The organism is Bartonella sp. AP3QHHD (assembly GCF_042195765.1).
Taxonomy (GTDB): domain Bacteria; phylum Pseudomonadota; class Alphaproteobacteria; order Rhizobiales; family Rhizobiaceae; genus Bartonella.
On sequence record NZ_JBHIPC010000065.1, the window covers coordinates 101,648 to 126,161 of the forward strand.

At 35.9% G+C, this 24,514-nt stretch carries 19 protein-coding genes, 1 tRNA gene and 6 pseudogenes; 11 read left to right on the forward strand and 15 right to left on the reverse strand.

The window, feature by feature from the left end; genetic code table 11:
* Window position 1: 1 nt before the first annotated feature.
* Window positions 2–337 (reverse strand): hypothetical protein, encoded by a 336-nt coding sequence (locus tag ACFIL7_RS03905; protein ID WP_375683375.1) that lies wholly within the window; start codon window positions 335–337, stop codon window positions 2–4.
* A gap of 1,041 nt (window positions 338–1,378) precedes the next feature.
* Between ACFIL7_RS03905 and ACFIL7_RS03910 the strand changes: the two genes are divergently transcribed.
* The 3 genes from ACFIL7_RS03910 to ilvC all read left to right on the forward strand — a co-directional run bounded on the left by ACFIL7_RS03910 (window position 1,379) and on the right by ilvC (window position 5,407).
* Complete coding sequence (locus ACFIL7_RS03910) at window positions 1,379–2,500, forward strand: ATP-dependent RecD-like DNA helicase (protein WP_375634607.1); 1,122 nt, start codon at window positions 1,379–1,381, stop codon at window positions 2,498–2,500.
* 86 nt (window positions 2,501–2,586) lie between these two features.
* Window positions 2,587–3,321, forward strand: a complete 735-nt coding sequence (locus tag ACFIL7_RS03915; RefSeq protein ID WP_375632947.1) for a pyridoxine 5'-phosphate synthase — start codon at window positions 2,587–2,589, stop codon at window positions 3,319–3,321.
* A 1,066-nt stretch (window positions 3,322–4,387) separates the two neighbouring features.
* Window positions 4,388–5,407, forward strand: coding sequence for a ketol-acid reductoisomerase (gene ilvC / locus ACFIL7_RS03920; protein WP_375632945.1), 1,020 nt, complete (start codon window positions 4,388–4,390; stop codon window positions 5,405–5,407).
* A 115-nt stretch (window positions 5,408–5,522) separates the two neighbouring features.
* Here the strand turns inward: ilvC and ACFIL7_RS03925 are convergent, their stop codons facing one another.
* The 4 genes from ACFIL7_RS03925 to ACFIL7_RS03940 all read right to left on the reverse strand — a co-directional run bounded on the left by ACFIL7_RS03925 (window position 5,523) and on the right by ACFIL7_RS03940 (window position 11,237).
* A complete protein-coding gene (locus tag ACFIL7_RS03925) occupies window positions 5,523–6,914 on the reverse strand; it encodes an amino acid permease (RefSeq protein ID WP_375632943.1) in 1,392 nt (463 codons plus the stop codon).
* Window positions 6,915–7,815: 901 nt separating this feature from the next.
* Entirely contained in the window at window positions 7,816–9,216 is a 1,401-nt protein-coding gene (locus tag ACFIL7_RS03930) for an amino acid permease (protein WP_375632941.1), read from the reverse strand.
* Between the two features lie 783 nt (window positions 9,217–9,999).
* Window positions 10,000–10,479, reverse strand: coding sequence for a LysE family translocator (locus tag ACFIL7_RS03935; RefSeq protein WP_375683376.1), 480 nt, complete (start codon window positions 10,477–10,479; stop codon window positions 10,000–10,002).
* Between the two features lie 149 nt (window positions 10,480–10,628).
* Window positions 10,629–11,237: a fumarylacetoacetate hydrolase family protein gene (locus tag ACFIL7_RS03940; protein WP_375683377.1), complete on the reverse strand. Its 609-nt coding sequence runs from the start codon at window positions 11,235–11,237 to the stop codon at window positions 10,629–10,631.
* Window positions 11,238–11,813: 576 nt separating this feature from the next.
* Between ACFIL7_RS03940 and ACFIL7_RS03945 the strand changes: the two genes are divergently transcribed.
* The 4 genes from ACFIL7_RS03945 to ACFIL7_RS03960 all read left to right on the forward strand — a co-directional run bounded on the left by ACFIL7_RS03945 (window position 11,814) and on the right by ACFIL7_RS03960 (window position 13,574).
* Entirely contained in the window at window positions 11,814–12,047 is a 234-nt protein-coding gene (locus ACFIL7_RS03945; protein WP_375683383.1) for a DEAD/DEAH box helicase family protein, read from the forward strand.
* 84 nt (window positions 12,048–12,131) lie between these two features.
* Window positions 12,132–12,410: a hypothetical protein gene (locus ACFIL7_RS03950; protein WP_375683378.1), complete on the forward strand. Its 279-nt coding sequence runs from the start codon at window positions 12,132–12,134 to the stop codon at window positions 12,408–12,410.
* Between the two features lie 4 nt (window positions 12,411–12,414).
* Complete coding sequence (locus tag ACFIL7_RS03955; RefSeq protein WP_375683379.1) at window positions 12,415–12,732, forward strand: hypothetical protein; 318 nt, start codon at window positions 12,415–12,417, stop codon at window positions 12,730–12,732.
* 35 nt (window positions 12,733–12,767) lie between these two features.
* Window positions 12,768–13,574 (forward strand): hypothetical protein, encoded by an 807-nt coding sequence (locus tag ACFIL7_RS03960; RefSeq protein ID WP_375683380.1) that lies wholly within the window; start codon window positions 12,768–12,770, stop codon window positions 13,572–13,574.
* 244 nt (window positions 13,575–13,818) lie between these two features.
* On the opposite strand, the pseudogene ACFIL7_RS03965 reads toward ACFIL7_RS03960, so the two are convergent.
* The 8 genes and pseudogenes from ACFIL7_RS03965 to ACFIL7_RS04000 form a co-directional block, all read right to left on the reverse strand.
* Window positions 13,819–14,498, reverse strand: a pseudogene (locus ACFIL7_RS03965) (phage antirepressor KilAC domain-containing protein).
* A gap of 586 nt (window positions 14,499–15,084) precedes the next feature.
* Window positions 15,085–15,624: pseudogene (locus ACFIL7_RS03970) on the reverse strand (hypothetical protein).
* A gap of 3 nt (window positions 15,625–15,627) precedes the next feature.
* A pseudogene (locus tag ACFIL7_RS03975) lies at window positions 15,628–15,948 on the reverse strand (hypothetical protein).
* Window positions 15,949–16,094: 146 nt separating this feature from the next.
* Window positions 16,095–16,349, reverse strand: coding sequence for a type II toxin-antitoxin system PemK/MazF family toxin (locus ACFIL7_RS03980; RefSeq protein WP_375662105.1), 255 nt, complete (start codon window positions 16,347–16,349; stop codon window positions 16,095–16,097).
* A gap of 60 nt (window positions 16,350–16,409) precedes the next feature.
* Window positions 16,410–16,637, reverse strand: a pseudogene (locus ACFIL7_RS03985) (antitoxin).
* Between the two features lie 49 nt (window positions 16,638–16,686).
* Window positions 16,687–17,074: pseudogene (locus ACFIL7_RS03990) on the reverse strand (hypothetical protein).
* 170 nt (window positions 17,075–17,244) lie between these two features.
* Window positions 17,245–17,577 (reverse strand): hypothetical protein, encoded by a 333-nt coding sequence (locus ACFIL7_RS03995; protein ID WP_375662106.1) that lies wholly within the window; start codon window positions 17,575–17,577, stop codon window positions 17,245–17,247.
* Window positions 17,543–17,956, reverse strand: coding sequence for a hypothetical protein (locus tag ACFIL7_RS04000; protein WP_375662107.1), 414 nt, complete (start codon window positions 17,954–17,956; stop codon window positions 17,543–17,545). The genes ACFIL7_RS03995 and ACFIL7_RS04000 overlap by 35 nt, the downstream gene beginning before the upstream one ends.
* A 134-nt stretch (window positions 17,957–18,090) precedes the next feature.
* Between ACFIL7_RS04000 and ACFIL7_RS04005 the strand changes: the two genes are divergently transcribed.
* A complete protein-coding gene (locus tag ACFIL7_RS04005) occupies window positions 18,091–18,219 on the forward strand; it encodes a hypothetical protein (protein WP_375683381.1) in 129 nt (42 codons plus the stop codon).
* Between the two features lie 439 nt (window positions 18,220–18,658).
* Here the strand turns inward: ACFIL7_RS04005 and ACFIL7_RS04010 are convergent.
* Window positions 18,659–18,973 (reverse strand): annotated as a pseudogene (locus tag ACFIL7_RS04010) (hypothetical protein).
* A gap of 527 nt (window positions 18,974–19,500) precedes the next feature.
* Window positions 19,501–19,586, reverse strand: a tRNA-Leu gene (locus ACFIL7_RS04015).
* A gap of 146 nt (window positions 19,587–19,732) precedes the next feature.
* Between ACFIL7_RS04015 and ilvA the strand changes: the two genes are divergently transcribed.
* The 3 genes from ilvA (at window position 19,733) to ACFIL7_RS04030 (ending at window position 23,249) form a co-directional block, all read left to right on the forward strand.
* Window positions 19,733–21,010 carry a threonine ammonia-lyase IlvA gene (gene ilvA, locus ACFIL7_RS04020; protein ID WP_375612449.1) on the forward strand — a complete coding sequence of 426 codons (1,278 nt, stop codon included), beginning with the start codon at window positions 19,733–19,735 and terminating at the stop codon, window positions 21,008–21,010.
* A gap of 35 nt (window positions 21,011–21,045) precedes the next feature.
* Entirely contained in the window at window positions 21,046–21,576 is a 531-nt protein-coding gene (locus ACFIL7_RS04025; RefSeq protein ID WP_375607472.1) for a hypothetical protein, read from the forward strand.
* A gap of 290 nt (window positions 21,577–21,866) precedes the next feature.
* Window positions 21,867–23,249 (forward strand): DEAD/DEAH box helicase, encoded by a 1,383-nt coding sequence (locus ACFIL7_RS04030; protein WP_375637028.1) that lies wholly within the window; start codon window positions 21,867–21,869, stop codon window positions 23,247–23,249.
* Window positions 23,250–24,514 lie beyond the last annotated feature (1,265 nt).

Sequence of the window (24,514 nt, forward strand, 5' to 3'; positions counted from 1 at the left end):
ATTAAGAGCCACGCAAATTCAGCAGCAGAAGTTGGATCTCCACCACCTCTAATATTTCAATTTCTAAGTCTCTACAAGCTTCTATATCAATATGTGAACCTATAGGGACTGTTTGGCAGATTAATTTTAAATTTGGCAGTTTCAGGAGAAGATTTCTATCAACTATAGTCCGCTCTCTGATTAAGATAAGAATATCGATCTCTTTGAGCTTATCTTCTAAATCACATTCTTTAGCTAAATTATTTATAACCAGCACTTCATGTGATGTCATTAATTTTGTAATAGACTGTAATGTTAGAGTGGCTTTTTGATAGTCATCTGGAATTAATATTTTCAATTTAAACCTTCCGTTTCATTCATCAATATTTGAGCTCATTATTTCATTTCTAAAACAACCAAAAAGCAATCTCATCGCTGATATTTTGACATAACGCCAAGCCTATTAACAAATTATACCCCTTGATTTATTGTTATTTCTAGCAAATAAGAACAGCATTAATCAGTTAGTTTTTATAAACTTTAAAACATTGCGACAAAAAGAAAAAGTTTGACTCAATAGATGAAGAATTGCGCTTTTCTCATATTCTAGAGGACGAATCTGAAGTGCTACGCTGGACTGAAACCATGTTCCAGTTTTCTATAATAGACTACCAAGAAGGTCATACTTACGAACCATATTTTATTGTTGAAACAGAAAAAACTACATATTTGTGCGAGATAAAGCGTGCTTCATATAAGTGTGATATCTCTCTTTATGCGTTGAGATATAACATATTTGTAGCATGAAGAGTAAATTTATTAAAATCATGATAAGAGGACGATAGGAACTTTATAGGTGTATCATCATAGGATTAAGTAGTTTTGTTGAGAGCTATTTCTATTTCTGCTAAAAGGTTTTTGATATATTTAATTATTATTTCGTAATAGTGGATGTACTTTATTTTTATGTGCAAGAAAGCTGATTGATTGTGTAAAATAGTATTCATAAAATGACATTATTCTTATCCTGTTAAGGACATTTTTTCTAGTGAGATTTTTGCAATTGCAATGCTCTTTTTCTTATTCTAAATTTTGGTTAAAAAAAGCGTATATAGGTGTTATTTTAAATTTAAGATATGCATATTCCATTGTTGGTGTTACTGTTGTAAAAAATGATATTTTATTTGATAAGTATAAGGTGTTACCAAGAAGATCGATGTATAGATAAAATTTAGATTTTTACAATATCTTGAAAAAGCAATGGGTAAATAATTGATAATTGTGCTACGAAGGTTGTTAGATGGGCGTGTGTCAGCAATTCTTAATAAAAAGGTTTTTCTTGATAGCCGTTTTTTTTCAAAATACTGCTCTTCTTATGCAAATCTTATGTTGGTAAGCTATGCAGTTTTCACGGGAACAGGATAATGCATTAAAGGCTGTTGCCGCGTGGTTGAGGGAAGGGCGTTCTCCTCTTTTTCGCCTTTTTGGCTATGCGGGGACCGGTAAGACGACGCTTGCGCGCTATTTTGCAGAGACAGTTGATGGTTCTGTTCAATTTGCTGCTTTTACAGGGAAGGCGGCGCAGGTTTTGCGTTCTAAAGGTGCAAGCAATGCTTGTACGATTCATTCGCTGATTTATTGTCCGCGTGGAGAAGAGGAAGTTTCCGATGAAATAACAGGAAAAAAGTCTATTGCTCCAACATTTACATTAAATCGAAGAAGTGCTGCTGCACAAGCTAAACTCATTATTGTTGATGAGTGCTCGATGGTTGATGAACAATTGGCGCGTGATTTAATGAGCTTTCGAACGCCAATTCTTGTTCTTGGTGATCCAGGTCAATTGCCTCCTATATCTGGTGGGGGCTTTTTTTCTAATGGGAAACCAGATTTTCTTCTTTCAGAAATTCATCGGCAAGCGCGCGACAATCCGATTATACGTCTTGCTATGGATGTACGTGAAGGACGCGATATTGCTTGTGGTGACTATGGAGAAGCGCGCGTTGTGACACGTAAAGAGGTCAATCAACAATTGGTTTTGGATGCTGATCAGGTCTTGGTAGGGGTTAATCGTACACGCCACCTTTATAATCAGCGTTTGCGTGTGTTAAAGGGATTTACAGCAGATTATCCGCAAGCGGGAGATAAGCTGGTGTGTTTGCGAAACGATCCTATTAAAGGTTTGTTGAATGGCTCTTTATGGAAGGTGATGACTTCACAGAAGGAGACCGTTAAACCAAGTATTAATCTTCTTGTGAAACCAGAAGAAAGTGAGCGTGGGGTAGCAAAGATTAAACTTTTAAAAGCAGCGTTTGAAAACCCTGATCAAGAAATTTCATGGCAATTAAAAAAGCGATATGATGATTTTGATTATGGGTATGCATTAACGGTTCATAAGGCGCAAGGTTCTCAATGGAATAATGTCGTTTTGTTTGATGAAAGTTTTGCATTTCGTGATATGTATGCGCGCTGGCTTTATACGGGAATTACGCGCGCAGCAGAGCGTTTAACGATTGTTCGATAGAAAAAAATGTGTATATCATCTAAGTTTCAGATGAAAAATGCCTTTTTTCTATCTTGTTACATACTATAAAAAAAATGGAAATGGGCATGGCGGTAAAACTTTCGGTTAATCTTAATGCTGTTGCTGTTTTGCGTAATCGACGTAATCTTCCGTGGCCAAGTATAACGAATATTGGGCATATAGCGCTTGCTGCTGGAGCAGCAGGTTTGACGGTTCATCCACGCCCTGATGAAAGGCATATTCGTTTTGCGGATTTGCCAGATATATACTGTTTAATCAAGAACACTTTTCCTACAGCTGAGTTTAATATTGAAGGTTATCCCAGTGATCAATTTTTGGATATCGCTGAAAACTATGCGGATCAGATCACCCTTGTTCCTGATGATCCAGATCAGTCAACGTCTGATCATGGTTGGAATTTTGCTCATGATGCAGAATTTTTAGCACCTATTATTCAGAATTTAAAAAACAGAAAGATTCGTGTATCCCTTTTTGCTAATCCTACTGTCGATGGTCTTGATATTGCTAAAGCAATGGGCGCTGATCGTGTGGAATTTTACACGGGACCTTACGGTGGTGCATTTCAGGATAAAACAAAACAAGATCAAGAGCTCAATAAACTTGTTTTAGCAGCAAGAAGAGCAAAAGAGTTGCAGTTAGGTATAAACGCAGGGCATGATCTGACACTTATGAATCTTCCTGCTCTTGTCAAAAATATTCCTTGGCTTGATGAAGTTTCTATTGGCCATGGGCTCATTGCTGATGCATTAGAGTATGGAATACATGAGACTGTTCAGCGTTTTATCCGGTTATTATCGTAATCTTTTTCTCTCTATAAAAATTGGAAAAGAAATTTTTATAGAGGTTTGCCAATTTATCTTAAAAAAAACAATATATTGCTTAGATAAATAGCACTATTATCGTGCATTATAAATATTCTATTGTTCCTCTATTTATTGGTTGCTTTCTATCTTTTGTTTTTGAGTGTATGCGATGTTTTTTATTTGTACTATCCATTATGAGGAAGTTTTAAAATCTTCTTATTATAATTTCTTTGAATGGAGAAGAGATAGGGTTTTGAAAGTATTTCCATTATAAAGGAGTGCGTAGGATTTTAATGGATCAATACACAAATTTTCTTGATATTTGAGCTCATTTTTGGGTTATCTGTAAATAGTATAACGTAAAATCTCCTTATGAATAAGCTGAATGCAATAGGAACTGTTAAATAGAATGATGATATCGACTTGTAGCTTTATGAAGTAAAGAGAGTGATGTGCAATAAATCTTACACTATTATAGGGAATTCTTGAAAAGGGCTTGAGCATATTAAAATTTTTTTATAAGGTGCCATAAATGGATAACATAATGGACGTATGGGGGGCTTCTTCGCGTGAGAGGCGTGGATATTAAAGAACGTAAAAAGTAAAAACATCCTCTTTATTATTCTAAAGATATTGTTGTATATGCTTTTGAAAGTTGTATTAACACAATACTTGTTATTTTGTAATTTTTCTTGCTATCTGTATTGATTTGGTTCATGTTAAAAATTGTATGTTGTATCTTAATTTTTAGAATATAGCGTTTTGTTGCACGATAAAAGAGTAGAATATTAGCTAAATTTTCTTTAGAAATCTTATTTTGTGTAATTATTGTTTTTGTAGAATAGCAGTTGAAGTTTATTTGGGGATCCGTATATGTTTTAGGAATGTTTGGGGACTACAGTTTTTTCTATGCAATATGTAAACTTTAAAATTATTCAATTGCTGTGTTCTTATAAGCGGTGTTTTTTGTCTTTATAAGTGTGTGATGCACTGTAGATAATGTTTCTTATTGAATAAAAATAATCTGAAATCCAGTTTAAATAGAGAAAGAAGGAATTTTTTTATGCGTGTTTATTATGATCGTGATGCGGATGTTAATCTCATTAAAGGGAAAAAAGTAGCCATTGTTGGTTATGGTTCTCAAGGGCGTGCACACGCTTTAAACTTGAAAGATTCTGGTGTTAAAAATGTGCAAATAGCTTTGCGTTCAGGATCGGAAACAGTTAAAAAAGCCATGGCTGATGGTTTTGAAGTGGTGAGTGTTGCTGAAGCAGCAAAATGGGCAGATCTCATCATGATGGCAACACCAGATGAATTGCAAGCTGATATTTATAAGGAACATATTCATGATCATTTACACGATGGGGCAGCGATTGCTTTTGCGCATGGTTTGAGCATTCATTTTGGCTTGATTGAACCTAAAAAAAACGTTGATATTGTGATGATTGCTCCTAAAGGTCCAGGGCATACAGTTCGTCATGAATACCAACGGGGTTGTGGTGTTCCTTGCTTAATAGCGGTGGCGCAAGATGCTTCAGGGCATGCACATAATGTAGCATTATCTTATGCGTGTGGACTTGGTGGTGGACGTGCTGGGGTGATTGAAACAACATTTAAAGAAGAGTGCGAAACTGATCTTTTTGGTGAACAAGCGGTTCTCTGTGGAGGTCTTGTTGAACTGATTCGAGCAGGTTATGAAACATTAACACAGGCAGGTTATGCGCCGGAAATGGCTTATTTTGAGTGTTTACATGAAGTGAAACTGATTGTTGATCTCATGTATGAAGGGGGCATTGCAAATATGAATTATTCGATTTCTAATACAGCTGAATGGGGTGAATATATCTCTGGTCCACGTGTGATTACGGATGAAACTAGAGCAGAAATGAAACGTATATTGAAAGATATTCAAACGGGTAAATTTACATCGAATTGGATTCAAGAATATAAAGCTGGTGCTGCTCATTTTAAAAGTATGCGGCGTTTAAATGATAATCATCCTATTGAAGAAGTTGGTAAAAAACTTCGTTCTATGATGCCTTGGATAAAATCTAACGCTTTGGTTGATAAAGAGCGTAATTGAAGCTTCTACAGAGATATTTTGTCAATAGCTTTTATAATTTTATAGATAAATATCAAAAAAAGGGTAACTTTAGTTACCCTTTTTTATATGTTTTTGGAAACATAAGCTTTATTTTTTAATTTTTTGCATAATTCTTTTTTCCAAAAAGAAAGTATACAATTCCTAAAAATATGAACCACGCTGGAGTGTATTTTAAAGCTATGGCAGTGTCAGCTTCTAATGACAATAAATAAATAATGAATGCAAAGAAAATAAGAAGCGCCCAACACATAACAACACCTCCAGGCATTTTATAAGGAGAGACAGTATGCTGGAGAGGACGATTGCGGCGATAGATGATATAGCTGATCAAAATGATAGACCATACAAATATAAACAAAGTTGCGGCAATTGTCGTAACAATTGTAAAAGCAGCTATGAGTGTTTGAGATAACGATACAATTGCATAACCAAATAAGATGCATATACATGAAAAGAATAATGCGTTAGCTGGAACGTGGTTACGAGAAAGTTTTCCTAAAAATTTAGGAGCACCTTTTTGTGTTGCTAGCCCATATATCATACGGCTGGTAGAAAAAATTCCACTATTTGCTGAAGATGCGGCAGCTGTGAGGACAACAAAGTTCATCAAACCTGCAGCAGTTGGAATACCAATAAGTGCATACATTGTTACAAATGGGCTTTTTTCTGGACTGATTTGATCCCACGGCGTCACAGACATAATCACAAGAAGAGAGAATATATAAAAGAATACAATGCGGATTGGTATTGAATTAACAGCTTGTGGTAGAGCTTTTTGAGGTTCTTTTACTTCAGCAGCAGCTGTTCCAGCGAGTTCAATGCCAACAAAAGCAAAAATAACAATTTGAAATCCAGCAAAAAAGCCTGTAATTCCTCGCGGAAAAATATTCCCACCGTTCCATATATGGCTAAGAGAAGCAACCGTACCGTTTGGAGAGACAAAACCGGTAAAGATCATATAAAATCCTACAACGATTAAGACTAGAATTGCTACGATTTTGATAAAACCAAACCAAAACTCAAGTTCGCCAAATAGTTTTACTGCGACGAGGTTAAGAATTAAAAAGGACATAAGACCAATTATAACAGGAATCCACGGATTGAGTTCAGTCCACCAAAAGTGTGTATAAGTGACAATAGCAATAATTTCAGCAGTTCCAGTGACAATCCAACACAACCAATATGTCCAGCCGATAAAGAATCCGGCACATGGCCCTAGAAGATCGGTTGAGAAGTCAATAAAAGATCGGTATTGTGTATTAGAAAGCAATAACTCTCCCATAGCACGCATGACAAAGTATAGAGCACAACCAATAATTGCATAAACGAGTAGAATCGAAGGCCCTGCTACACTGATTGTTTTTCCTGATCCCATGAAGAGACCTGTTCCAATCGCTCCACCGAGGGCTATAAGTTGTATGTGTCGGTTATGTAGTCCACGTTGTAATTTCTTCTTAGGTTTTTTTTCTAAATTTTGTTTGTTCATTTTTGGGGAGTTCTCCTTAGTTATTTTTAAATAAAATTACCCTAAAAAAGGTAATTCCTTCTATCGGAACACGCTATGGTTAAGGAGTAAAGGAATTTTTTTCTATGACTATATGTGAATAAAGCAAGAACATTATTCATTAATGGAATAATTATTTTATATATAAGAAACAAAAGATAAATTGTATTATATTTTTTTTGATTTTTATGTTTTATACATAATTAATAATAATTATATATAATATAATTTATTTTATACATAATTATTATTTGTATATAAACAATAATTATATTTATTTATAGTAATTTTTATATAAATAAAATAATTTTAAATTGTTGAACTATTATTTAAATAATTAAAAAATATATTTAAAATTTACATTTAAGTATTAATATTTAAAAATTATTACAAATAGAAAAATATTTTCATAGAATCTTTTTTTATTGCAGATAGCTATTAAGATATATTCTGTTTAGAGCTACATTTTTAATTTTGATAAAAAATTGAATATAAATTTTTTTGGGGGGGAAGTTTTAGATAAAATCTCATGTTTTATTAGTAAACAATGTCAGTGAAGTTTATAGAGAATTCTTTACAGAATAGCTCGTTCTTATCCTATTATACAGTAAAATACTGTTGTGTAGAGTAGTGATATAAAGCATATAACATTTTACACATTAAGTATTTTTAGAATGTGTGGTGAGTGTTCAGGGCAGGGCTAGCCCATAGAGCCTTATGTAGGTGAACCATATAAATGATCAGCAGCATTCCCTCTTAATAAGCTGGATTGTTCACAAACCGGCGCTGGTAGGAATCGTCGTTTTTTGATATTTGGGGAGGAGGTTAAGTAGAAAAAGGGTAACTAAAATTACCCTTTTTTGAGATGTTTTATGTATAGACTTTATTTGTTACCTTGAGTCATTTTTTTCTTTACAAATGTAAAATAGGTTATGCCTAAGCAAATAAACCAGAATATACCGTATTTTAAAGCTGTTAGGGTGTCTTCTTCTAACGTTAACAAATAGAGCATGAAAGCAAAGAAAACTAAAATTATCCCGCACACGATAACTCCTCCTGGCATTTTGTAGACGGATTCAGCATGCAAATGAGGGTGATTGCGACGATATACAATATAGCTAACCAAAATTACAGACCATACGAATAAAAATGCAATAGCTGAGATGCTCGTCACAATTGTGAAAGCACTTATGAGGCTTGGAGAGAGTGAGGCAATTGTATACCCTATTAAAATACATAAGCAGGAAAAGAATAGAGCATTGGCTGGAACATGATATTTGGAAAGCTTACCTAAAATTGGAGGAGCACCTTTTTGTGTTGCAAGCCCATATATCATGCGGCTAGTAGAAAAAATACCACTATTTGCCGAAGAAGCAGCCGAGGTGAGAACGACAAAGTTTACCAAACCAGCAGCTATCGGAATACCAGCAAGCCAAAACATCGAAACAAAGGGGCTTTTATCTGGAACAATTTGATCCCAAGGTGTGACTGACATAATCACGATGAGAGAGAAGATGTAAAAGAGTACAATACGTACTGGTATTGCATTAATTGCTTTTGGTAGAACTTTTTTAGGATTTTTGACTTCAGCTGCAGTTGTTCCTGCAATTTCTATACCAACAAAAGAAAAAATGGCAATTTGAAATCCAGCAAAAAAACCTGTCATTCCTCGCGGAAAGATATTTCCATCGTTCCATACGTGATTGAGAGAAGCAACAGTACCATTGGGAGAAGTAAAGCTCGTAGCGATCATATAAAAACCAACAACAATTAATGCTAAAATTGCTACGACTTTGATAAGACCAAACCAAAATTCAAGTTCACCAAATAGTTTTACGGCAAAGAGATTAAAAATTAAAAAGAAACCAATGCAAGAAAAAACGGCAATCCATGGATTAAGCGTTGGCCACCAAAAGTGCATATAAGTGATGATGGCAATAATATCTGCAGCTCCAGTTACAACCCAGCTCAACCAATAGCTCCAGCCTACAAAGAAAGCGATTCCCGGTCCTAGCATATCGGTTGAAAAATCAATAAGGGACCGGTACTGTGAATTAGAAAGCAATAATTCTCCCATAGCACGCATGACAAAGTATAGGGCACATCCAATAATAGCATAAACGAGTACGATGGAAGGGCCTGCTACACTAATTGTTTTTCCTGATCCCATGAAGAGTCCTGTTCCAATAGCTCCACCGAGGGCTATAAGTTGTACGTGACGGTTATCTAGGCCACGTTGTAGTTTCATCTGAGGACCATCTTTTAAATTTTGTTTATAGCTCATTTTTTGGGGGTTCCCTTTAATTATTTTGAGATTAAATTACACTAAAAATGCATTGTTCTGTATCGAAGCATGATATAAATGAGGTGTAAAGGAAAAAAACGTTTTTTATGATTTTGTGTGGATAAAGAAAAGAATATGTTTTAGGAATATGGTTTTGAAAAAAGAGAATGTTTTTCTCTTAAATAACGTAACAGATATTTGAATAGGGAGCTTTTTATTGTTATTAATAACAAATTAATTGTTCATTAAAAGACGTGGGGCTTTTAAAATTATTTCAGAAAACTGTCAGGAGTTTTTATAATTTTTTGAAACTTATTATTTGTAATCAGTGCATTATTTATTATTATTCATAATGGTGAGAGTTTTAATTTTTGCTCAAATAGCACTCGAGAGTTCTCATCTTAGTTTAAGAACAATTTGTAATGGAAAATTAAAATGATTTTTAAAATCATTTTTTTGTTTGTATGGTGCTATCATAAATCAAAAAGTTACTTTTGTTTCATAAACGAAAAGAGGAATATCATAGCTTATTTTTTAAAGTGATGAATAAGGATTTTGTTTAGATATTGGTAACATTTTATAAAATATTGCGAGAAACTCACATTGTTTACACAAACGGCCTTGAGAGTATGATAAAGAAATGAAACGTAATTCAGTTATACAAAGAAAAAAAGAACTGGGGATTGTATAAGCTCTGTTAGAGATTGAGCTATTCATAGTGAGAGACAGAATCAGGAAAAGATTGCTCTATTAACTTTACAATTTGTTATCAAAAAGATAAAACTATCCAAAGACAATGAAAAAAGAAAACAGAGATAAAACTGTTCCTGTCGCTATATTAATCGCACCTTTTATCCGCTGCTTTTTTAGAGCGGAGCTGGCAAATGATATAAAAATGGTCATTAAAGTAAACCATGCAAAGATATTGAAAGAATGTATTGTGACAAGTTCAAAACCTTTTTTAATGCTACCGCCAGAAGATAAAAATTTCGGGAAGGCCGCTATGTAAAATATTGATACTTTGGGATTTAGTATTTGTGTCAAAAAACCGTTCATATAGCTGGTGAAAAGTTTTGTTTTACCAATAGCACTCTTTTCATTCGTTGAACTTCTTTCTTTTGAATTTAAGCTGTGTATCCCAGATTTAATCGATTTAAAGCCCATGTATAATAAATAGCTGCCACCCATGAGTTTTACTAAAAAAAACAGCGTTTTGTTGTTGAGAATGAGCGCTGATACACCTAGGTGTGGAAAATGCCCCATGCACATATGTTGCTGTACACAATCCTAAAACGTTTACAAATGCGTTCTTTCTTCCCAATCTCGTTGCATTATCGATGATAAGGGCCATATTCGGCCCCGGTGAGATGACTAAAAAAATGAAACAATGAAAAAGGTCAGTATTTGATGATTCATTTTACTTTTAGCTCTGAAATTAATTGATTTTCGAGATACAATTCTATTCTGTCAAAGTGAGAAAGTTTTCCGACACCCTGTGGAGTGCCTGTGTATATGAGATCACCACGTCTTAGCTGAATGTAGTGACTTAAAAATGAGATTATCTTCTCAAAGCTAAAGATCATATTTTTCGTATTGCCAACTTGTCTTGTTTTGCCATTCAACTTCATTGCAAAGGTTATTGGGTTGTTTATTTTTTCCTTGTTTATGAAGTCAGAGACGTATGCAGCGCCTTTAAATCCTTTCGATAAAAGCCAAGGAAGCCTTTTTCCTTTCAGTTTTGTTTGCAAATCTCGCGCGGTGAGATCAAGACCTATTGCTACGGCATCATAGCATTCTTTTGCTTCTGCCTCCATGATCATGAAAGCGTCCTTTGAGATTTTGAGCACAATTTCAGTTTCAAAATGTATTTCTTTGGAAAAATCAGGGAGATAAATTTCATTACCTAAAACGAGTGAACTTTTTGGTTTGCTAAAGATAACGGGTTCATCTTCAACAACATTGCCTAGTTCATGAACATGTTCAACATAATTGTATCCAACACAGTAGATGTCATTTATCATGGGAGCCCTCCAAATTTTTTATTTTCTCTTTGTATAGGCAAGAGAAAACTTTGCAAACAACATTTTTTCTTATATCGCGTTTTGCGTTTTCTGGAAAAGAAGCATTATGTGGGTTAATGACTAACCACGATGACAGCCCTTCGCATTATCCTTTTTTGAAGAGTGCCCAATCTTATAGTCTTTGAGATTATTTTAATTTTGATTGCCAATTTCCTGAAATTACTTTATTACTTAAAGAGTGTTTTTGCTCGTCTACGCAGCGATTAGTAGGGTCTGAAAGCCCTAAAGTTCGATCATAAATGAGCCCACTCAGTGGGGGTCTCGGAATTATGGGATATTTTTCTATGTCTAGGTGCTATGAGCACTAAAAGCAAAAATCTGTTTCGTATTCAATACTTTCAGGCTCTCGGAATACTAATGCGAGGGTGCTCGCACCCAGCGGGGGGAGCTTAAGAGTGAAAAGCAAAAAGCTACATTTTAACGGCATTTCTATAGGCAAAAAATCGCTTTCAAAGAAAAATGCTGGGAATGTCGTAAAAGCAATTAGGGCATCAATTAGGGATAACTTTTCAACAAATCCAAAAATATGAGAAAGTCTGTGATGGTTTAAAAGAAGCAGATCGTGGAAAACTTATTGTGGCATGTGGAACGGAGAAGATTTTTACCAGCTTTAAGATAGCAGAACAAATAACCAGAACTGGCAAGCGTGTTTTGTTTTTCGTGCCTTTTCTGGCTTTGATGTCACAAAACGATAAGAGAATGGACACGCTATACAGAAGTGCCGTTTCGTTCCTTTGTGGTGTATTCTGATACATAAGTTGGCAAGCGTCGTAAAAACAAAGAAGCTGCTGCCGAACTCGATGTCTCAGATCTCGCTCTATCAGCTATCAACTGATGTTCAAAAGCTTTGAAAAAACAAATAAAGTCTTAGTAAATGCAATGACCGTGGTGTTTGCTACTTACCAATTAATCCAAGTGATTGCGGATGCGCAAAAGAAATACGGTTTATCAGAATTTGATCTGATCATTTGTGAAGCAGCGCAGGTTAAGGCAGATAAAGTAGAACCTTTGGTTGTAGAAGCCAAGGAAGTAGCTGAGACTGCGAAGACAACAGCGGAAGAAGCGAAGAGTGTTGCGGAGCAAGCAAAAGAAGAAGCTGATACGACGAAGTAAGGGCTTGAAAGAGGTCAAGAGTTCATTAGACACGGCGACAGCAACGACAAATTCTGCGAATACAGCTGCCTTTGAGATAAAAGTGTTAGCGGAAGAAGCGAAGAGTGCATTGATAGAAGTTCAAGAGAAGGCACAGAGGAACAGTGACAGTCTTTCTGAACTTCAAGGTAAGGTAGGTTCTCTTTCCACTAAATTTTTAGAGGATGTGCGTTTTCATCAACCTGACAGAATTCTGGAAGCCGATCCGAAAAATAGAAAAGGTCTTGTGATCAATGACGGGGCATGTTTTCGCTTTTATCATGGTGAAGAGAATTGGGGGTAGGTACCTCTTTTACCGCGTTCCAGGGGCGTGGAAGGATGACTTTTGACGAAGATCTTGAAGCAGGAAAGGATTATTATATATATCTCATCTTAAAAGATCAGACGAATGAGCTATCCTTTGAGCTTTCGCAAAATCTGACGGCTCCTGATGGCTATACAGAGGATAATTCTGAAAAGATCGGTGGATTTCATACGCTATGTGCGGATGTTGGTGAGATTGAAGGTCATCTCTTATCGGGTTATCAAGCGGGGGATATTTTGCCCAATTCTGTTTGGTGTTTAAATCACCGCCCGCGTAGTAGTCCAGAAGGGATGGTTTACAATCCGTGGCATAATATTTGGGTTGATATTTATCTTCAATCAGGGACAGGTGTAAATGCAAAGTCGGCATATGGTGTTCCGATTACGACCAATCGTAGCTATGCGAATCATGCCTTTGATTTTTGGTCTGTTAATAAGAGATTTTTGACGAGTGATGAGTTTTCGCCATGCATGTATGGAAGTAATCAAGCAACCAGTATTGTAGGCAATCAAGCGCCTTCTCCTAAGACGTCTGGAGGACACGTTGATACAAACAATAGACGGATGATTTCGCATATCGGTTGTGAGGATGGTTGCGGTTATGTTTGGCAATATTTGTCTGGTTGTTATCCCGAGACTAAATGGCATACAGGGGAGCAAGGAAGCAGTTTGCGTGTAGACATAAATGTTATGTTGGGAGGAGGCGATTGGACTGGTGGCTCTAACAATGATCATCTTGTACGGAATTTTGCGCATTCTCGTTATGTAGAAGATGAAAAAATAGGCGCCCGTGGATGTAGCGAGCCACTTTATTATAATTAACGCAAGATTGATTAGAACATCATTTTATCCAGCCCCACTTTTGTGGGGCTTTTTTTATGGAGCGTCAGATGAGAAAGATATCGAAAGAAGGATAGGCACTTCATCGTGAAGTTTTAAAATCAAAGCTTTTTCTACTAAACTCATAATGTCAACCAGAGCAGCACAATCTTATCACTCATATTTTCATGCCTAGAAAATTGAGATAATGCCATCCATAAATCGCATAAGAAGTTAGTATTTACCTTCATTGCACACCTCCATGGATTTGTTCTCTCAAACATGCCGCCAATCCTTTAGGTGTGATTTTTGTTGAAGGCAGCACCTTTTCTGTTCCATCCGGTTTTTGAATGGTGATGGCAGAACAGTCCATGAATCCTTTGTTGATTTTATCCTGATTAAAGGTAACAATGGACCACTTGGAGCACGTCGATACACCCAATCATTTTTACGCAAGTAATCTGTTAAATCCTTTGGTCTTATCTCCAACATCTTCGCGGCTTCAATCAAACCAAACAAACCATCAAAGCGTTTTAAGCTTTCTAAAGCTTTTGCTTTTGGTGCTAATTCTGAAATAACATAGTTTTTCTGCTTAATTTGATTTTGTAGATGATTTAAGGCGCTAAGTAATACTTCGGGTTTGGAGTAATCAATTTGTCGAATAGCTACTTGTCTTTCCAACTCTTTCCAACGGTCAATTATCTTTTCTCGTAAGGCAGTGCTGTAACTAGAAACAAGAATTAAGCATTCACGCTTTGGCAGGTTATAACAAGGGCGGCTTTCACCTTTGTTATCAAGGTAGTGCCCACCAAAATCAACCTCCTTAAATTTGAGGGCGTTAAGTTCTTCAAGCGTTTTCTTGATGTCACGCATAATATTGTCATGCCTTTTGCCACATAATTCAGTAATTTTAATAATGGTATTCATAAAGAATTCTTAGATGTTAGACGTTCTTTAATGATATTCTAAAAGAATGCTGGGCACTAAGAAACACGGCATCTAGTCCGTCGTTACGCCTTTCCCCGAAGGGGGTATATGGCATAGCCACACCTGACAAAGCTATTATATGCATGTAGCACACAATGAGTTAAAGCTTTTAAATTGCGGAAGATTAGTTATTTCGGCAACTAATCCGCTAGTTGTTTTAAGGTGTTTTTGAGGCACCTGATTCGAAAATACCTATTAATATAGAATTGTCCAGCAACAAAAATTACTTTTTGCTAAGAAAACGTTTCACATATTGTACAGTGTACATATTGAAATTATTATTTATCAATGAGCTAAGTGTACAATGTACAGTCAAATTGAAAATTCTGTCGTTAGCGATAGTTCGCACTAGTCTGCCCCGCAAAGAAGCCAACCCGCTGGGAAGTGCATTTTGCATTGATTTTATTGACTTTTTTATGGAAAAAACAAAACATAAGTGATAATCTGTTCTTAAAATTGCAATCAAAGTGTATAATACATAACTCATAAGGATATGGAATAGATAGATAAAGCTTAAGAACATAATCTAGCTTTTCTTGTTGGCAGCGTATTCTTGACGAGCAAGTTGGCACTGTATATTGGCAATTAATCTCTCATTAGCTTTTTTACAATAGCACTTGCAATTTCTGGCTTAGACATCACTTTAGCAATTGAAGGTCCTTCTTGTTTTGCAATGGGGAATTGATCTCCATCCGCTCTTTGAAATACATTACCCTTCAGCTTTTTTAAATCAACACGCTTTGGAAAACTGCCCCCCTTATAAAACCATGGGCAAGATTTGTTCTTTTGCTTTAAAAAATTTAAGAGGTATTGGTGTTCCAGAACTAATGATATCTGTCTCAAGAAACCTTGCTGTCGCCTTTTCTTTAATATAAACACCTTGCTTAACACACTTTGATTGGGCTGATGAGATGTCGGCAACTTGCTTTTCAGTAAAGCGTTCGACTTGTTTTGCTGCAGTGTTTAGAGCATTACGCAGAGCCCAATTAAGGCGAGGGGCTTGAAGGCTTGTGAAGGTATCTTTTGCCTGTTGAAGATACCATTTTTGGTGGATGATTAACTTCAACTTCTAAGCCTTTTTTGGGGTAGGGGTTAATGGCTTGGAAGCTTTAGATTCTTTTGGTTTTTCAAGAGAGGTTTCTTCAGTCATTGGTTCAGATGATGTTTGTGTGGCTTCTTGTTCTATCTGCTTAATTTGTTCAATTGCTTTGTCAGGCTTTGCTACCATCTTGGCCTCAACAAGAAGTTTTGCAGCATTGGCGCGCTTGAGACGTGCGTAGATCTAATTAGAAACTTCAACAAATGGATTATTGGGTGTTGATGGTTCAAAGCGAACAGTGCTTTTATTGTCTCCAACAACACACATTGGCTTAGTGATGACAGCTTTCATCATTGCTTCTTTTGAGTCATAATTAATGACATCATTAGTCAAATATTGATTTTTATTCTGTGAAAAATTGTTTAGCCGATTGTCAACAGAAAAAATCATGATCTTATGCTTTTTTATTTTTTACCTAAAGTTGGTGTTTTTAAACATTAAAAATTGTAGAAAAAATTCAAGTAAGAAATGTTGATAACTTTGCTAAGACTTCGCCCATTACGCGCTACTATATCTAAAGAACGCGGTTGGTCGCAGCATATCACACCTGTTGTATGCAGCCCTGTTCCCACCAATGAAACAGCAAAGTCTGTTATTCTAGCAAAATTTCCTCCACTCGTAATGGGCAAAACAATGAGTGTTTTTGTTAAACGATTAAACGCCTCCGGTGACACAATCAGTACAGGATGCATTCATTTTTCTCATAGACAGAGGTTGGGTCAAGCGATACAAACCAAATTTACCCCGCTTCATTACAAGAGCTCTCTCCCAACAAGCTTAGCATCAAACCACTCTACATCTTTATCCGCAAAATCGTCCGAAGTATTACATTGGGCTAACAATTCTTCAAGAGTGTAATTTTGCGATATCTATAGCCAAACCCACTTGCATATTTCAGTAAGATGAAGAACATCAAGCAATGCAGGCGGTGTAGAGAGCATAACTGATCCTCCAACTTTACGTAATTTCGTTGTATGCATAAAACGCCCTCTCTAATATTATATAAAAATATAACATAAAGCCCATGATTCAATAGCTTTTTATGCTTTTGTGTAAATGTTTAAGAGGCGCATTTAGAGCAATACGCAATATACTCTGAATAAAGTCAATATTTTTTATCTCTCTGTTGATCTCGTCTATAAGAGGTTCGTAATTGAGAATGCTTTTCGGAATATCACCACCGTAAACCCATGCTTTTACTTGCGCTTTGGTACTAAAATCTGCATTCTTAGGTGTTTTGTAATACTGACCACCATCAAACTTTTCACACTCTCTTGTGCCGTCTTCGTATTCGTAGAGGTTGTAAAAATACTCCTCTGTCCCATCCCCTATGGGGCATACCCACTGCCGTTGCAACAAACCTCTTTCGCATGGGTTGTTTACGGTTTTTTAAGAATAGATGTTTTAAAATGAACATGCTTTAATCCTAATTTTACAAATTTGTCTATTTGCCTCAAATTTGACCGTACAGAGCGTTTTATATGATAGATTTTTATCATAAAATCTTTAAATCACTCTGTACGGTGCCATTTTGTCGATTTAAATGCACATCCAATCACAAAATGATCAGCAATTTTCACTAGTTTGCTAACCTGCAATGTTTTTCACTTGCTTTTCAACCAACGTGAGTGGTCTTGAATTCTCTCTCATTGCCTTTTCTTTCAGCCTTTTTTCACGGGTGTTCAAAACAGCCTGGTGTACAAGATTGGCTTTTGTCAAAAGACTATTTTCCAAATCACGACATAATTTTACTAACTCACGAGTGTTTGGAAAAAACGTATCCGATAAACCTTCTACCTCATCGCATAAAATCCGTTTAACCGTTTTTATGAGTGACCACGCAGAAACACTTTCCAAAACCATTCCATAGGTAAGCGCCATACCTTCATGATCTGCCCGTTGCGAAATTTTTTGAACCACACGAAAGCATCCAAATTGCCTTGGTTATGTCCTCTTTACTCACTTTTATTGAAAACAATTCGTGAAGTTGATCACACGCTTCTAAGGCAATCGCTTCCTGCTGTTGTGTCAATGCTTGCCACTTTTCAAAACTAAAGGAAACTCCGGAGTTATCATCTCGTGAATGTGTTTCAAAGTGACCTCGAGGCCCGATATCAAGGATACTGTCTGAGATGCGTTCATCTACACTTTTTTGCCTTTGAGAGTGATTTCCATAGTTTTTTCCGTTCTCTAAATCCTCGATAGCTTTTTGCACCCAGTTGCGCCACATTGCTTTCCAATCCGTTTTGCGTGCATCTTTGCCTGTTCTAGCTTTCCAAAAATCTCGAAATTTTGCCATTTCGGCTTTGACACGCTCTGGAGGCAATCCCTCTTCGATTGCGAAATCATAAACAGGTTCGAAATCATCAGGGTACGACAGCCACTGTCATTTCTAACCCGTTTAGCTTTTTCGTAATGTTCTCTTGCTCGTGAATGGAAGGTTGGTTTTCTACACCCGTTTCGATTTGCTCTGATGTGGTCTCAACAGCAGCAACCTCTGTTGGTTCGTCAACCTGTTCGTTTGTTTCTAAACTTTCAGAAGCAGTTTTTTTTGCTAACTAAAATGATAGTTTTAGTTTATATATATTCTTATTCTGTTTCTTTATAGCTTGGTTTTGCTTAGCGTTTGCTTCAGCAAAATCATTAAAGTGTTTTTATAGCGTTTTTTATTGTGCACCTTTTTTCCAGCCTCACTATGAATTTGCGATATGTGCACTTTTTTATCAGTAAAATCTTTTAGCTCTTCTTCAACGCGCGTATTCGACAAACCATTATCTTTCTCAATAAGTTTATCATTCTTTATGAGATATTCGACAATAGTTACAAACTTTTTTGCGAGCAATTGCAAGCGCGGGCAAGCATTTCAAAATCTGTTTTAATTGGTGCTTTTTTGTCATACATGCGAATGAAAAGCGTTATATAAATGCCCCTTTGCTCTCATGTCATTCCATCGATCTCACTGTTCCAGTCATTCAAAAGGAATCTTATCCATGGCATTGCATTAGACATGCGCATTTCCTTCTTTAACTAAATATAAAATTGCTAAAGCATTTGCTTCGTTGTCATCTTTTGGATTGTATCCTTTTGCACACACCGTCTTAATCATCTCTTCTTGTGAGGCATTGACTTTATCTGTTGTGATCTTCATTTTTGTAAGCCATTGCTGAAAACGCAAATAGCGCATACTATCGCCTTTAAAACGACAAAATTCAAAATTGACAAGTGCTACTTGTTATACTGCTGTCTACACGAGAAATCGCCCAGCCTGTCTTAGATCTAGATCAAGGCAGAGAACGGTTTGTGTATTGATGATCATCTTCCCCCATGAAGGCTGTTGCGTATTTATATGTGCGCTATGACAGAGCGTGTTGTGATTGCCTGTCTTGAAAAAATGGTCGTGAGAAAGTACTTGAAACTACTTTTGGGCCAATTTTTTACTGCCATTCGAGGAAAAATAATCTTAGAAGCAGTTGATTTTCGAATTAACTCTTCTTGTTTTTGAATCACATCTTTTTGTGCACGTATTTTTTCAGCTTCTTTATCTATTATTTTGTCTTTTGCATCTATCTCTTTTCTGAGCTTTTGCGTCGTTTTACAAGAGTCATGAAGAGTATAAGCCAATCCCAAATTAGCAATACTGATTGCCTCTCCATCCTATAAAGACGAGGAGGAGGTCAAAGTGCTAAAAAGGTACCTCAAAAAGCAGCAATGATTCGTATTTTAGTACCACCGCGGTGCCGTCTTATAGCGTTATAATAAAGTTACGAAAGGTGGTTTAGAAGGTGCTTTAATTTTTTTTGACTTTTAATAAATCATTGGAAAATAAGAGAGATTAAGATAATCTGGTGCGGACGGCGGGACTTGAACCCGCAAGGTCTTCGACCGGCAGATTTTAAGTCTGCTATGTTTACCGTTTTCATCACGTCCGCGATGTGAGTTCTCTCATAAGCTATATCTTTTATTGAATCAAGAATTAATGACAAAAGAAACATTTTTCATTTTTTAGTGAAATTTTGACTGACAATAGTTTCCTTTATCGATAGAAAAAGCTTTTATAATGTAAATAAAGTATGAAATGATTAGTGTTATGAGTCAATTTATTCAAGACGTCACAAAAGCTATGGTGGGATTGCATCACGTGTTTGCTGAAACACCACTTCAAAGAAATGATTTTCTTAGTCAAAAGTATGATGCAGAAATTTATTTAAAGCGTGAAGATTTAACACCGGTGCGGTCTTATAAGATTCGTGGTGCTTTCAATTTTGTTTCAGAAATGCTTAGCTGTATATCACCAGATTCTGCATTTGTTTGTGCTTCAGCGGGGAATCACGCGCAAGGGGTTTCTTTTGTTTGTCGTTATTTTAAACGTAAAGGCGTGATTTTCATGCCTATGACAACGCCACAACAAAAAATTGAAAAAACACGTATTTTTGGTAAAGAATTCATTGATATTCGTTTGGTTGGTGAAACATTTGATCAATGTTATGAAGCTGCGCAATCCTTTGTCGTAGAGAGCGGTGGTGTAATGGCTCCACCTTTCGATGATATTCGCATTATTACAGGGCAGGCAACAGTGCTTTGTGAAGCTGCTTTACAATGGAAAAAACTCAATGGAGAAAGTGAGCCAGATTTGATGATTGTGCCAGTAGGGGGTGGTGGTTTGGCAAGTGGAGTGAGCAAGTTTTTACATGAATATGGTTGGAAAACAAAGCTTCGTTTTGTTGAGCCGCAAAGAGCTGCAAGTTTGCTTGCTTGTTTGGAGAGTGGAAAACGCGTCAAGCTTGAAAGCATTGACACTTTTGTAGATGGTGCTGCTGTGGCTGAAATTGGTGCTCTAAACTATACAATTCTAAAGCAATTTCCCCCTGATTCTGTCATTACGGTTCCTGAAAACCGCGTTTGTTCTACGATGGTTGAAATGCTTAATGTTGAAGGTGTGGTTCTTGAACCGGCTGGTGCTTTATCGATTGATGCGCTTAACAGTATTCCTCCTCAAGAGTTAAAGGGGAAAAAAATTCTTCTCGTTATTTCAGGAGGTAATTTTGATTTTGAGCGTTTGCCAGAAATTAAAGAGCGTTCTTTACGTTTCCAAGGGTTGAGAAAATATTTTATTTTTAGTTTTCCGCAACATCCTGGTGCATTGCGTCATTTTCTTTCCACATTATCACCAGATGATGATATCGTACGTTTTGAATATCTTAAAAAGTCAGCGAGAAACTTTGGTTCTGTATTGGTTGCGATTGAAACAAAAAAATACGGTAATTTTTGTCTTTTAGAGGAAAAATTTCAAGCGTTAGGTTGGCGTTATCGTGATATTACTGATGATCAAACGTTATTTGATTTTGTTATTTGAGAAACTGAAATTTTACTAAAACAAGAAGTATAATGATGAAACCTATTTTTTATTCGGTGCTGAGTCTATTTTTCTTTTTGATTGTTAATCAACAGAGTTTAGCATCTCAGCCAACAATAGTACAAAAAGATGAACTTTCAAGAGTCGTTGTTGATGTCAATAATGCTATAAAAAATGGGGATTTTATGCCTATTTCTCGTTATATGCCTGAGCGGCTTTATAAAGAGATGGCACATCGATTGAATACAACAGAGAGTGCTTTACGTAGTGATTTTCTTCAACAGTTGCATAAGAAATTTGAGGGGTTGCCTTCTGGTGCTTATTATTTAGATAAAGAAAATATAGAGTATTTACAAACTGATAACGGTACTTTGTATGCTTTAATTCCAACAGTTCTTGAGATGAAAGATCGCATCATTCAATATAAAACTTTGGCGATTTTTGATAAAAACCAATGGTATTTAATTTATGGCGGTCAAAAAACTTTACAAAATCCAGTTTTTCTCGAGATTTATCCTGATTTTATCAAGGTACATTTACCGATGGACACAATCATCAAAAAGTAAACGATCTAAATATTGTTTTTATTCATGATAAATGTATTTCGTAAAGTTCTTGCTTTTTTATCATAATCCAAAGATAATAGAGATGAAGGCATTTAGGCTGGTTTGTTGGCTTTTTGTAAAGTGAAGTTTATACGCCTTTATCTTGATTTCAAGGTGTTCATGAGTTGCGCAAGCCGCTTTTTAGGCGTTGCTTCATTTAAAATGTCAGGGATTTCTCTTGCGCGGATTCTTGAGTGGAGAGTTCAGATGGTTACTTCTTTTGAGTTCTTCAGCTAAGGAAAGATTTTATTTTGCCTATAAAAGAAGAAAATGTTTTTACAAAGTTAGGTTTGCCTACTCTTTTGATTAAAAATTTACTCATTGCTGGGATGAGTAAACCTAAACCTATACAAGAACAAGCTATTCCAGTGATGTTGAAAGGACACGATATTTTAGGTGTTGCTCAGACAGGCTCTGGAAAAACTTTGGCATTTAGTTTGCCTATTTTAAGTCAGATTTTGGCTTTAGGTGATAAACGCTGCCCTAAAACTGCACGCGCTTTGATTTTAGCTCCAACGCGCGAACTTGCTGTTCAGATTGATGAAGCGATTCGCACTGCGGCGAAAGGAGCACATCTTTCAACATGTCTTATTTTTGGGGGCGTATCACGTTTAAAACAAATTAAACGTATGGAAGCAGGTGTGGATGTTTTGATAGCGACTCCAGGGCGTTTGAGAGATCTTGTTCGTGAAAAGTGTGTTGATCTTTCCCAATCTCGTTTTTTGATTTTGGATGAAGCAGATCGTATGTTGGATATGGGGTTTATTCATGATGTTAAGCAAATTGCAAAGCTTTTGCATCAAGAGCGTCAGACAGCACTCTTTTCTGCAACAATGCCGAGGGAAATTTCTGTGCTTGCAAAATGTTTACTCAATGATCCGGTTAAAATTGAAGTTGTTCCTCAAGGTACTACGGCTGTAGAGATTTGCCAAAAATTATATTGTGTTCCTACGAATGAAAAAAAGAATGTTTTAAGTAAACTTTTGACAAATCCAGCTTTTGATTCGGTTATTGTTTTTACTCGAACTAAACATGGGGCAGATGCTGTCACACGTAGTTTAGAAAAGGTAGGATATTTAGTCGCAACAATTCATGGAAATAAATCACAAGGTGCTCGCCAGTCTGCTTTAAAAGCTTTTCGTGAAAGATCTGTGCAGATTCTAGTGGCAACAGATATTGCTGCACGCGGTATTGATATACCAGGGATAAGCCACGTTATTAATTACGACTTACCAGATGAAGCTGAAAGTTATGTACATCGTATTGGTCGTACAGGACGTAATGGCGCATCTGGTGTAGCACTTACGCTTTTTGATGAGAAGGTAGAAAGGTCCCGCTTGCGTGCTATAGAGCGCTTGATTCGTATGAAATTGGTGGCTGAGGCTGTTCCAGAACAATTTGCAGCGTTTCCAGAAAAGCCAATTGTACGAGAAAGTAAAGAAAAAGAAAACGATAAGGAACGCCGTTTTAAAAAATCTAAACATCAAAAACAGTTTTTAGGTCGAAAAGATGATACCGCACAGTTGCAGCGGAAGAATTCTTCACCTCAAAATGAGAGGCATAAAAAAGCAAAAGCAGTAGTAAAGCGTGCAAAGCCTCTTCGTTTTCGAAAATCAGTTAAGAGGGCTGCTTAGATAAAGTCTTGAAAAAAGATCATGTACTGGAGATTTTTTACTTTTGTTGATGAAAAGAGCTATAAAATACTCTTGTCAAAGTAAGAAGATCCTTTAGAGGTTTTCATTTTTTAGAAATGAAAACTTCTAACTTTTTGGATTTATTAAAAATCTTTATTGTAGAGGCAATTATTTATTTGCTTTATTCCCATTTTTTTAAATGGGAATAAAAGTAGATTTTATTTATATAAAATTATTTTTATAAAGGATGTGTTTTATCTTTAATGATAACTTTTAATTTTAAAAATTGATGTCTAATAATAACTCATTGTTTTATATATTTAATAATTCACTATATCGTATTTTTTTCATTTTTAAGTTATTTATGCGGATCAATCAAAAGTATTCGCTTGCACGTTATGTGTGAAGTTGTCATATAAATAAACATTTGAAAAATAAATAAAATAATTTTTATAAACTCTTTCAAAGGCAATGGGGGATTGCTGAGATTGAGAGTTGGAAAATAGTATGATGGTATGGCTTTTATTATAAATAAAGATGGGGCTGATCAATCGATTTCATTTTATACCATTTACGGGGGTGTCATTGTGAAAGAGTCTTGGGGGATTTAAGAGATATCTCTTTAAAAAAGCATGTGACTGCATAATACAATAGCGAGAATGTCATGATTTCTGAAGGCTTTCTCAAGATTCTTAACAATTTAGCTCGTTATCTTGGTTTTTACTGTAAAACACTATTATTTGGGGGGATATAAAGTATTTGGGGCTATAAAGCCTATAAGATTTTATGTATTAAATGTTTTATGACAGTGTGGTGAACAAGGCAAGGTTGTTTGTAAAGCGTTGAAGTGGCTAGCAGGAGGCAACCTATTAGATAAGACGTTGGAGTGTTTACAGACTTGTTTTATGTTTTTTGCTTTTAGGATGGGGAGGAGGTTATGTGGGGTGTATGGAGATAATATATGACCTTGATTATTGTTTCTTCCATTTTTCAAAATGATTGCTTCATGAGCAGGTTTTTAAGTTTAATTTCTTTATTGAGTATAAATCATTCTTTCTTTGGAAAAAAAATATGAGACAGTTTCATTGCTGATGGAGCTTAATAATTCATCTTTGATGAAAGAAATCGTAATTTATAATTTATAATGTGCAAATAATTGCAGTGCCCTCTTATAGAGGTGCGGTGGTTTGAGAAAAGTAATCTTATTTGTGCTATTTTAAAATGAATCAATAGTTTTTTGCGTTCATTGCAAAAAACACATCCCG

What these genes read in the sequence shown, in the direction of transcription:
- ACFIL7_RS03915 (WP_375632947.1), top strand. Translation starts at nt 2,587, where the DNA reads ATGGCGGTAAAACTTTCGGTTAATCTTAATGCTGTTGCTGTTTTGCGT.
- ACFIL7_RS04000 (WP_375662107.1), bottom strand. Translation starts at nt 17,956, where the DNA reads ATGGCAAAATTTCGAGATTTTTGGAAAGCTAGAACAGGCAAAGATGCA.
- ACFIL7_RS03935 (WP_375683376.1), bottom strand. Translation starts at nt 10,479, where the DNA reads ATGGGGCATTTTCCACACCTAGGTGTATCAGCGCTCATTCTCAACAAC.
- ACFIL7_RS03980 (WP_375662105.1), bottom strand. Translation starts at nt 16,349, where the DNA reads ATGCATCCTGTACTGATTGTGTCACCGGAGGCGTTTAATCGTTTAACA.
- ACFIL7_RS03930 (WP_375632941.1), bottom strand. Translation starts at nt 9,216, where the DNA reads ATGAGCTATAAACAAAATTTAAAAGATGGTCCTCAGATGAAACTACAA.
- ACFIL7_RS04025 (WP_375607472.1), top strand. Translation starts at nt 21,046, where the DNA reads ATGAAACCTATTTTTTATTCGGTGCTGAGTCTATTTTTCTTTTTGATT.
- ACFIL7_RS03960 (WP_375683380.1), top strand. Translation starts at nt 12,768, where the DNA reads ATGACTTTTGACGAAGATCTTGAAGCAGGAAAGGATTATTATATATAT.
- ACFIL7_RS03940 (WP_375683377.1), bottom strand. Translation starts at nt 11,237, where the DNA reads ATGATAAATGACATCTACTGTGTTGGATACAATTATGTTGAACATGTT.
- ilvA (WP_375612449.1), top strand. Translation starts at nt 19,733, where the DNA reads ATGATTAGTGTTATGAGTCAATTTATTCAAGACGTCACAAAAGCTATG.
- ilvC (WP_375632945.1), top strand. Translation starts at nt 4,388, where the DNA reads ATGCGTGTTTATTATGATCGTGATGCGGATGTTAATCTCATTAAAGGG.
- ACFIL7_RS03950 (WP_375683378.1), top strand. Translation starts at nt 12,132, where the DNA reads ATGTTCAAAAGCTTTGAAAAAACAAATAAAGTCTTAGTAAATGCAATG.
- ACFIL7_RS03910 (WP_375634607.1), top strand. Translation starts at nt 1,379, where the DNA reads ATGCAGTTTTCACGGGAACAGGATAATGCATTAAAGGCTGTTGCCGCG.
- ACFIL7_RS03925 (WP_375632943.1), bottom strand. Translation starts at nt 6,914, where the DNA reads ATGAACAAACAAAATTTAGAAAAAAAACCTAAGAAGAAATTACAACGT.
- ACFIL7_RS04005 (WP_375683381.1), top strand. Translation starts at nt 18,091, where the DNA reads ATGGAAGGTTGGTTTTCTACACCCGTTTCGATTTGCTCTGATGTGGTC.